General features: G+C 69.6%; 9 protein-coding genes. 4 read left to right on the top strand and 5 right to left on the bottom strand.

The features are described from left to right. Nucleotides 1-1,740, bottom strand: a 1,740-nt coding sequence (locus NA4_RS35645; RefSeq protein ID WP_169811192.1) for an exodeoxyribonuclease V subunit gamma, incomplete at its 3' end; no start/stop codon positions are given. A 228-nt stretch (nucleotides 1,741-1,968) separates the two neighbouring features. Here NA4_RS35645 and NA4_RS35640 point away from each other — a divergent pair. Together NA4_RS35640 and NA4_RS35635 are read left to right on the top strand one after the other, a co-directional pair. Further along, complete coding sequence (locus NA4_RS35640) at nucleotides 1,969-2,175, top strand: hypothetical protein (RefSeq protein WP_067480051.1); 207 nt, start codon at nucleotides 1,969-1,971, stop codon at nucleotides 2,173-2,175. A gap of 165 nt (nucleotides 2,176-2,340) precedes the next feature. Next, nucleotides 2,341-3,186, top strand: coding sequence for a serine hydrolase (locus tag NA4_RS35635; RefSeq protein WP_067480050.1), 846 nt, complete (start codon nucleotides 2,341-2,343; stop codon nucleotides 3,184-3,186). Nucleotides 3,187-3,255: 69 nt separating this feature from the next. Here NA4_RS35635 and NA4_RS35630 read toward each other — a convergent pair whose 3' ends face one another. Next, entirely contained in the window at nucleotides 3,256-4,752 is a 1,497-nt protein-coding gene (locus NA4_RS35630) for a cytochrome P450 (protein WP_067480048.1), read from the bottom strand. A 229-nt stretch (nucleotides 4,753-4,981) separates the two neighbouring features. On the opposite strand from NA4_RS35630, the gene NA4_RS35625 reads away from it, so the two are divergent. Next, entirely contained in the window at nucleotides 4,982-6,415 is a 1,434-nt protein-coding gene (locus NA4_RS35625) for an NAD(P)/FAD-dependent oxidoreductase (protein ID WP_067480046.1), read from the top strand. A 115-nt stretch (nucleotides 6,416-6,530) separates the two neighbouring features. Beyond that, complete coding sequence (locus NA4_RS35620) at nucleotides 6,531-7,406, top strand: hypothetical protein (RefSeq protein WP_067480044.1); 876 nt, start codon at nucleotides 6,531-6,533, stop codon at nucleotides 7,404-7,406. A gap of 254 nt (nucleotides 7,407-7,660) precedes the next feature. On the opposite strand, the gene NA4_RS35615 is transcribed toward NA4_RS35620, so the two are convergent. The 3 genes from NA4_RS35615 to NA4_RS35605 all read right to left on the bottom strand — a co-directional run. Next, complete coding sequence (locus NA4_RS35615) at nucleotides 7,661-8,380, bottom strand: urease accessory protein UreD (RefSeq protein ID WP_067480042.1); 720 nt, start codon at nucleotides 8,378-8,380, stop codon at nucleotides 7,661-7,663. Between the two features lie 9 nt (nucleotides 8,381-8,389). After that, nucleotides 8,390-9,109: an urease accessory protein UreG gene (gene ureG, locus NA4_RS35610; RefSeq protein WP_067480040.1), complete on the bottom strand. Its 720-nt coding sequence runs from the start codon at nucleotides 9,107-9,109 to the stop codon at nucleotides 8,390-8,392. Between the two features lie 27 nt (nucleotides 9,110-9,136). After that, nucleotides 9,137-9,489, bottom strand: a 353-nt coding sequence (locus tag NA4_RS35605; RefSeq protein WP_281180102.1) for an urease accessory UreF family protein, incomplete at its 5' end; no start/stop codon positions are given.

The following is a 9,489-nucleotide window of genomic DNA, read 5'->3' as shown; positions in this document are numbered from 1 at the left end:
CGCGGGCCGCGGGCCGCGCAGGTCGCGCAGGCACACCGCGAGCCGATCGATGAACTCGGCGAAGCGTCCGGCCAGGTCGACGTCGTTGCTGTCGACGTCGTCCAGTGGCAGCGCGAGATCCAGCCAATCCTCGGAGGTTTCGCCCGCGGTGACGCCGAGCAGAATCCGGTCCACCGCGCTGTTGAGCGTGTTCTGCGCGAAGTCGGCGAGCCCGAACGCCTGGCGCTGGCGCTGCCCGATCCCCCAGCGCGCGCCGGATTCGGCCGCCCACTCGCGCAGCCGTTCGATGTCTTCGTCGTCGAAACCGCAACGGCGCCGGACTGTTTCGGCCGCCGCGAGGTCGAGCACCTGGGTCACGGTCACCCTGCCGTCGGCCAGTTCCAGCAGGACCCCGATCACCGCGAGCAGCGGATTGGTCACCCCGCGTCCCCGATCGGCAAGGCGCACCCGCAGCCGATGCGCCGGATGCACCGAATCGGCCTGCGGCTCCGGCGATCCCGGCGCCCGCTGCCCGAACGCCGCGCGCACCAGGGGGGCGTATGTCTCCACCTCGGGGCACATGACCAGCACGTCGCGCGCCTCGAGCGTCTCGTCGGCCGCGAACAACCCGAGCAGGCATTCCCGCAGCACCTCGACCTGCCGTGCGGGACCGTGACACGCGTGCACCTGCACGGTGCCATCCGCGCCAACCGCTCCCGGCACCGGCGGCCATCGGTCGTCGCGGATGCCCGCCTGCAACGCACGCAGCAACGTCGTGGACGAATCCCCTTCCGGCGCAAGGCTATCGGTTCCAGCCACCGCGAGCGGACGGTGAATGTCGGAGCCCGTGGCCGCGAGCTCGGCCAGCCGCTGCTGGAGCTCCCGGACGTCGCGGGCCAGGCCGGCCAACAGCGGATGCGACACGGCCCCGGCGCTGCGATCCTCGGCACGGGTACGCGCCGCGGGCATCCGCCCCAAGCGCGACCAGAGGACCGGGCTCGGATGCGCGAGCCATAAGTGGATGTCGCGGGCGGCGGCCAGGGCCGAGAGCACTGCGAGCTGATCGCTGGGGAGCCGGGTCACCCCGAACAGCGACACCCGTGGGGGAAGCGGGACCAGATCCGGTTGCGCGCGTAAGCGCGCACAGGCGGCCTCGAGTCGCTCGGCCGGACTGGGCACTCCGATCTCGGCGCGCAGCCTGCGCCAGAGCATGGGTTGCCAGAGCAGGTCGTCGGGCACCGCGCCGCCGGCGCCGTCGGTGTCCCGGCCCGCCTCCCACTCGGTGATCAGCGCCGGACGCTGGGCGCCGTAGCTGTCGAACAGCGCGGCCACTTCCGCCGCGGTCGCGTAACGCCGCCCGAGACGGTGCTCCCGACCCGCACCAGCCGGCTCACCCAGATGTCTGGCCAGCACGGCGCACCACGGCTCGGGCAACGACGCATCAATCACCCCGAGCAGCGTCCACACGGCCCGCTCGTGTGCCCACGGGTCGTCCTCGGGCGCCACCCCGCTCGCCACGGCCAGTACTTCGGCGACCAGCGCGGCAGGTGACGGAAAGGCGATGTTCGCGCAGACACCGTCGGCCGAGCCGTCCGCTCCGAGCACCGCCGAGAGCGTCTGCGTCAGCCAGCGCTCCACGCCTTTGGCGGGCACCGCGACCACTTCGGCCGCGAACGGGTCGTCCTGCGGCGACGACAGCACCCCGGCGAGCGCCTGGGCAAGGACGTCGGCGCGCTCGGCACGGTGGATGTGCAGCGGCATCTGCGCCCTCTCGGTCGATGGGTGCCGGGCTGCGCTGGCCTCGGACTTCGTGCACGTTTATACGCCCGGCGACCGAAGCGCAACCGCACCGCCCCATCCGTACGCGAGTGAAATAGACCACACGAGAACGGATTACTCCGTCGTGTCACGCGGGCTGCGCGCGGCCGATGTGCGACAGTGCTGCACCGGGGAGGGACGAGAGCTGCACCGAAAGGCTGGTTCGCGTTCATGGATGCGATGGTGATTCCGCTGGTTCCGAGAGGCGGATTCACAGTCCGCCGGGTCGGTGACCGCTGGGAGCTCGTCAACTCGCGCCACTACGGTCGTACCGTCGTCCTCCACTCCTGGCCCCGGGACCGGCACACCGAGGCGTTCGAGCACTGCTACCGGCTCAACGGACGGACGGTCGACGATCTGCGCGCCGCCTTCCGCTGAACGGCTCTGGCCTGCGAAGACGGTCGAAACCCGGTGCGACGCAAGCGCGGAAACGTGCGAATAGCACAACCCGGACCCGAGCTCAAGACGTGCGTCCGGACCCGCGATGTGCGATCGTGATCCCTCGTGCGTTATCCGTCGCCCGCCACCCGAACCGTTCCCCGCGTGGCCGCCTCCGCCTGTGTCCTCGCCGCCACGGCGATCCTCGCTCCGAGCCTGCCCGCCATGCTCCCGACCGCGGGTGCGGCGCCGCTCGCGCATACGCAGGGATGCCTGGCCGGTTTCGACTGCGATATGAGCAGCCGCATCGCCGCCGTCGACGCCTACCTGAAGAATCGCCCCGGCGTCACCGGCTACGTCGTGCGCGACCGGGTGTCCGGCGGGTTCTACGCCAATGCCAACGCGGAGAACGCGGTCTGGACCGCCTCCACGATCAAGCTCGCGATCGCCGCCGATCTGCTGAATCGGGCGCGGGTCGGCGCGATCGCGCTGCCTCCCGAGGACCGTGGCCTGCTGGAATCGATGCTGGCCACCTCGAACGACGGCGCCGCCGACATGCTGTGGATCAAGTACGCGGGCATCGACCGGATGGCGTACAACAACGCCTTCCGCGCCAACGGCATGACCTCGTTGGTGCCGCAGCCCACCAATACCGCGTTGTTCCCGGACTGGTCGTTCCAGAAGTGCACCGCCGCCGACCTCGACCGGCTGATGGACCACATCCTCAACCGCATGCACCCGGACGACCGCAACTACCTGGTGGACCGGATGCGCGCGGTCGACTCCAACCAGCACTGGGGCGTGTGGGGCGCGGGCGCGAAGATGCGTCCTGGCCTGAAGAACGGCTGGTCCGCCGAGGAGGGCGGCTGGGTGGTCAACTCGGTCGGCTTCGCGGGACCGGGCGAGCGCTACACCCTTGCCATCATGACGTCGCTGGGTGACGCGGGCGGCTACACCGAGGGCGCCGACACCGACACCAAAGTCGCGGAGATGCTGTTCGCCGGGCGGTGACCGGGTCTGATTTGCAGCGCCTGCGGCGCTGCGTGTTCGCAGCCCACGGGTCGGGAGGGTACGAACCACTCAGGTGGCCGAACGCCTGCGCAGCGTCATGGGCGCGCCGTCCCTGGGGAAGGGAATCGTGGTGAATCCCCAGGGCATGCGGTATTTCTCCGGGATCCGCCACTCGTATCGGCGCACCAAGGCGGCGGTCACCGTCTTGACCTCGAACGTGCCGAAGTGCATCCCGATGCATTTGTGCGCGCCCGCGCCGAACGGCATCCAGGCCAGGCGGTGCGACTTGTCCTCGCGCCGCTGCTCGCCGAACCGCTCGGGGTCGAATCGCTCGGGCTGGGTCCACAGCTCCGGCAGCAGGTGATCGACCTGGTAGGCGAGGTCGACCGGGGCGCCGGCCGGAATGTAGTGCCCGGCGATCTCGGTGTCGCGCACGGCGCGGCGTGACAATCCCGGAACCGGCGGCATCAACCTCAGGCTTTCCTTGACGACCAGGTCCAGATCCCGCAGTCCCTCCAGATCCGCGATGGTCGGCGGCGCGTCGCCGAGCCGTTCGTCCATGCCGAGCACCTCGGCGCGCACCCGCTGCTGCCAGTCCGGGTGTTTGCCCAGGTAATAGGCGACCGCGGTGGCGGTCGTCGTTGTGGTGTCGTGCGCGGCCATGATCAGGAAGATCATGTGGTTGACCACGTCCGCGTCACCGAAGACGCCGCCGTCCTCGCTGCGCGCATGACACAGGCCAGAGAAGAAGTCCGGCGATTCGGTGCGGCGCTTCCGCGGAAGCATGGCGGTGAAGTACTCCTCGAGCACCCGCCTGCCGCGCAGCCCGGCCCGCCAATTGCCGCCGGGCACCGAGTGCCGGATGATGGCCAGCCCGGCGTGGGTGCAGTCGACGAACGCGTCGATGAGCTCCTGGCGGCGCGGGCCCACGTCGACGGCCATGAACGTCTCTGCGGCGATGTCGAGGGTGAGCTCTTTGATCGTCGGATACAGCCGCACGGTCTGTTCGGCATTGCGCCCCTGTGGAACCCACCGCGCGATGCTCGCGCGCACCACCGGGGTCAGCGCCGCCAGGTGCGCCTCCAGCCGGTCCCTGGTGAAGGCCTGCTGCATGATCCGGCGATGGAATTTGTGCTCGTCGAACTCCAGCAGCAGCAGTCCGCGCCGGAAGAACGGGCCGATGAAATAGTCCCAGCCCTGGCCGAAATCGCGGCGCCGGTGACCGAGCACCTCGTCGAGCGCGTCCGGCCCCGCGACCAGCACCCGGTCCACGCCGAGCGAAGTGTTCAGCGAGACCGGCCCGTAGCGGCGGTAGCGCTCCATCATCTCGGCCGGACCCCAGCGCATGTAATGCAACGCCCGGCCCAGATAGGGCAGGCCGGCATCGCCGCGCACGGCGACGGTGTCGCTGCCGCGCGGCGGAGTGGCCAGCACCTGGCGCCGTTCCGGCAGCAAGCCCAGCGCACGGTCGATGAGATGATCGTGCGGGACCTCGATCAGCGCGGCGTTCTCCGATTCGGCCTGCACGCTGGGTTTTCGGCCGATCACGCGGTCACCGGCGACCATGGCGAACCTCCCTGAACGACAGTGTCCATCGTAGGCTTTCCGCCGCGTCCGCTCGGCCGGTTCCGGCACGGCGATCCTCCCCGTGGCGATTCGCCGACAGTGAGACATCGCACCGCAACACGCCAGGAACGGGGATCTCGCCGTGACGGTGCACGGCGCGGCGGCTACGGTTGGGCGTGTCAGGAACCATCGCCGGGGACGGCCCCGAGGTCCATCGAGGAGCAGCACGATGAGCAGTCAGACTGTCGGGAACGGTCGTCACCGGGTGGTGGTGATCGGCTCGGGCTTCGGCGGCCTGTTCGGTACCAAGCACCTCAAGCGCGCCGACGTCGATGTCACCCTCATCTCGAAGACCTCGACCCACCTGTTCCAGCCGCTGCTCTATCAGGTCGCCACCGGCATCCTCTCGGTCGGCGAGATCGCGCCTGCCACCCGTCTCGTGCTGCGCAAGCAGAAGAACGCGCAGGTGCTGCTCGGCGAGGTCACCGACATCGACCTGGATACCCGGACGGTGACCTCGCGTCTGCTCGACAAGGACACGGTCACCCCGTTCGACAGCCTGATCGTCGCCACCGGCGCGCAGCAGTCCTACTTCGGCAACGACCGATTCGCCACCTTCGCGCCCGGCATGAAGACCATCGATGACGCGCTGGAATTGCGCGGGCGGATCCTCGGAGCGTTCGAGCAGGCCGAGCTGGCCACCACCCAGGAGGAGCGCGACCGGCTGCTGACGTTCGTCATCGTCGGCGCAGGCCCGACCGGTGTCGAGCTGGCCGGTCAGATCGCCGAACTCTCCGACCGCACCCTGGAGGGCACCTTCCACAACATCGACCCGCGCGACGCGCGCGTGGTGCTGATCGAGGGCGCGGGCGCGGTGCTCGGACCGATGGGACCCAAGCTCGGCGGCAAGGCCGAACGACGGTTGACGAATATGGGCGTGGAGATCCAGCTCAACGCGATGGTGATCGATGTCGACGCGCTCGGCGTCACGGTGAAGGACTCCGACGGCACCATCCGTCGCATCGAGTCGGCATGCAAGGTCTGGTCGGCGGGAGTGCAGGCCAGCCCGCTTGGCAAGATGATCGCCGAGCAGTCCGACGGCACCGAGGTCGATCGCGCGGGCCGGGTCGTGGTGGAGCCGGACCTGACCGTCAAGGGCCACCCGAACGTGTTCGTGGTCGGCGATCTGATGTCGGTGCCGAACGTGCCCGGTCAGGCGCAGGGCGCCATCCAGGGCGCGACCTACGCGGCCAAGCAGATCAAGGCGGGCCTCAACGGCCAGACGTCGCAGGAGCGGAAGCCGTTCAAGTACTTCAACAAGGGCAGCATGGCCACCATCTCGCGGTTCAGCGCCGTGTGCCAGGTGGGCAAGCTGGAGTTCGGCGGATTCATCGCGTGGCTGGCCTGGCTGGCGTTGCACCTGTACTACCTGGTCGGGTACCGCAGCCGGATCATCACCGTGATCCAGTGGTTCGTCACCTTCCTCGGCCGCACCCGCGGACAGATGGCGGCCACCGAGCAGTGGGTGTTCGCGCGACTAGCCCTGGAGGCCATCAGTACCGGCGACGACGAAGACGCCGAACAATTGGCTGCCGCGCTCGGCGCCGCCACCAACAGCAGGGCCGCGGTCGACAAGGCTGGCACCAACGTCAAAGCGGGCTGAGTAGCAAACACACAGTTATTTCAATTCGTGGTGTTATAGCCGGCCCGACCAATCCAGGTCGCCAGCGAATCCGAATGTGGGGCGTCGAAGTCTCCTTCCGGATGAAAGGTGATCTATGGGCACAGGCAAGCACAGGGCAGCCGACCCGCGTCGACAGAAGCTGGGCTCGATCGTCGTAGCGGGTGCGATCCCCCTGGTCGTCGCACTGGTGGGAACCGGAACCGCGAACGCCGAGCCTGATCGGTCCGTCCCGGCGGCCGACCTAGCGGAGCAGACCGGCGAGGCGAACCAGACCGGCGAAGCAGAGTGGCCGGCGGCCGAAGCGCCGAACGTGCGTCCGTACCAGGGCCTGCATATTCCGGAAGACACACTGAGCTCGCTGCAATGGGCGCGGCCGATGCCGGAGAAGAAGTACCTGGCCCCGTTGGAGGGACTGCACCTGCCCGTTCCGGTCGCGCCGGTACCGCCGATCGCGCCGCCATCGGGCAAGTTGCGCTTCGGAGACGTGCAAGTCGACGCACCGGAGTGGCTCTACCGGGAGCAGGCGATCCAGCTGAATGACGGCGCCGCGCAAGCCGAGGCCAGTATGGCGACATTCCTCGATTCGGTGGGCATGGAGCGCACCCGGTCCGACCGCATCGCGGGCCAGACCGTGGGTGCCGCAGCGATCGGCGCGGCGGCGGGCGCGGCGGTGGCAAGCCCGTTCGCCCTGGTCGGGGCCGCCATGGGCGGTGTGATCGGCGGTGCCATCGGCCTGCCGTTCGCGCCGATCGGTCTCGCCGCGGGTCCGATGGGTGCCGCTTACGGCGCGGCCCTCATGGCCGCTCCCCTCGCGGCCATCGGCGCGGGCGTGGGTGCGGCGCTCGGTGCGGTGCACGCCTTGAGCGCGCCACCGCAGGCCCTCAGCACACCTCCGGAGTCCGCCGACACTTCCCCGGAGCACGCCGACACCCCTGAGGTCGGTCCGGCCCCGGATGGGGCCAACGGTTGACCGGATCGGCGCATGGGATGGACGAGCAGGAAGGGTGGGAACCCGACGACGCTGGCGGGCTCCCACCCTTTCTTTCTCCCGTCCTGGGCCGGATTACACCCGCACCAGGCGAATTCCACAGGACGTGTACGTGGGTTCGTTACGACTCCCGAACGGGCTGCGACCTATCGCGCAACGGAACCCGAGCGATCCCAGTTGAATAACGGCCTCCGCCAATCGAAACGCGATGCCGGGGCAGACGCCGATGGGCAGTTTCAGCGCCGCGCGTTTCGCTGGGTGTTCGCCACGCTTTCGTGCACATCACGCCCGGCGCGGTCTCGGTCGGAGACGACGAGCAGCGATCCGGTGCGGGTGAACAGGCTGCCACCTGCCGCGAGTGGCAGCCGGGTCTGTGCCAAGCCTGTTGTGGCCGCTGGACGTCCGTCGGGGTAGACGAGTTCGCTCTCCAGCGCGCGCGGAGCGGACAGCGCGTCGTCGGCCGAGGTTCCCGCGCCGAGTTCGAGACGGTGGCGCAGCAATGGCGTGGCGTCGACGTCGGCGATCAGGTCTCCGCGCCACTTGCCCGCGTCCTCGCCCGCGCGGCCGATCTGGACACGTTCGCGCATGCGCAGCCGAGCATCGGAGGCCAGTTGGATCGTGGTGACAGTGTGGTGCCGGGCAGCGCCAGCGACGATCATCGGCTCGGGATCGAAATCCAGCGCTCCCCCGCTGCCGACTTCGAGGTGCCACCGCGCGGACGACAGCGGCGTCGTCGCTCCGGGCAGCGCCAGGGTCGCCGCGGCCGAGCGCACCACCAGTTCGGCGCCCGGCGCGACCACGATGACGATGTCGAGTTCGTCACCGCCGAGCGGCGTGGCTGCGGTGCCGATCAGATGAACCGTCCGCGGGCCGGTGCGGCGAGCGGACAGTCCACCGCCTGCGTGGATCTCCGGGAGTGCCGCGGCGGTGGCGACTATCCGTACCTCGGTGCGCAACAGCGGGACTCAGTGCGCGACAGCGGATTCGCCGGTCCCCGCTCGGTCCTGCTCGGCGACCGCGTGTAGCTGCTCGCGCACCCAGTCCAGCACCAGGGTGGCCGCCGGGTCTTCGGTGAGCGAGACCAGCACGGTCGGGCGGCCGGCACGTACCCGCGCGGCGTCGCGCTCCATCACGCCCAGATCCGCGCCGACCAGCGGGGCGAGGTCGGTCTTGTTGACCACCAGCAGGTCCGAGAAGGTCACGCCGGGGCCGCCTTTGCGCGGTACCTTGTCGCCGCCCGCCACGTCCACGACGAAGATCTGCACGTCGATCAGTCCGGAGGAGAAGGTCGCGGTGAGATTGTCGCCGCCGGATTCGACGAGGATCAGATCCAGCGGCGGGTTGGCGGCGACCAGATCGTCGATGGCGTCGAGGTTGGCGGTGATGTCGTCGCGGATGGCGGTGTGCGGGCAGCCGCCGGTCTGCACGGCGGTGATCCGCTCGTCGGGCAGTACCGCGTGCCTGCGCAGGAAGTCGGCGTCCTCTGTCGTGTAGATGTCGTTGGTCAGCACGGCCAGCGACAGCTCGTCGCGCAGTTGCCTGCACAGTGCGGCCACCAGAGCGGTTTTGCCGGAGCCGACCGGGCCGCCGATGCCGATGCGCAACGCCTCGCCGGGGATCCGGGTCCGCTTGGGCCGATCGTGACCGTGGTCGTGCGGCTCGCCGTCGATGAGGTGCGGGGGCATGGCGCGGTCTCCTTCGCTCGAGGGGCTTCAGCTGGCGAACAGGGGCATGTCGCGGCGCAGGTGACGCTCGGCGAGCACGTCTTGCAGTGGATCGGACACCGCGGCGAGGCCGGTCACGGCCTCCGCGGCGACGCGGTCGCACAGGTCGGCGAGGCGGATCGTGCATGCGGCGATCGCGGCGGGATCCAGTGCCAGCAGGCGCTGGGCGGCGGTCGCCGCGCCGGTGAGCGTGGTGTAGACGACAACGTTCGCGATCTGTTGCGGCGCCACCGCAGCGGCCGCGCCGACCGCACCGAAAACTGTGGACAGGTGCGGTGTCGTGCCGAGTGGCGACCACTCGTGCTCAGGCCACAGCTGTTTGGCCAGGCGCAGCAGGCCGC

Source organism: Nocardia amamiensis NBRC 102102 (assembly GCF_001612745.1).
Classification (GTDB): Bacteria; Actinomycetota; Actinomycetes; order Mycobacteriales; family Mycobacteriaceae; genus Nocardia; species Nocardia amamiensis.
The sequence above is the reverse complement of the archived record's forward strand: the minus strand, read 5'-3'. Positions and strand labels throughout refer to the sequence as shown.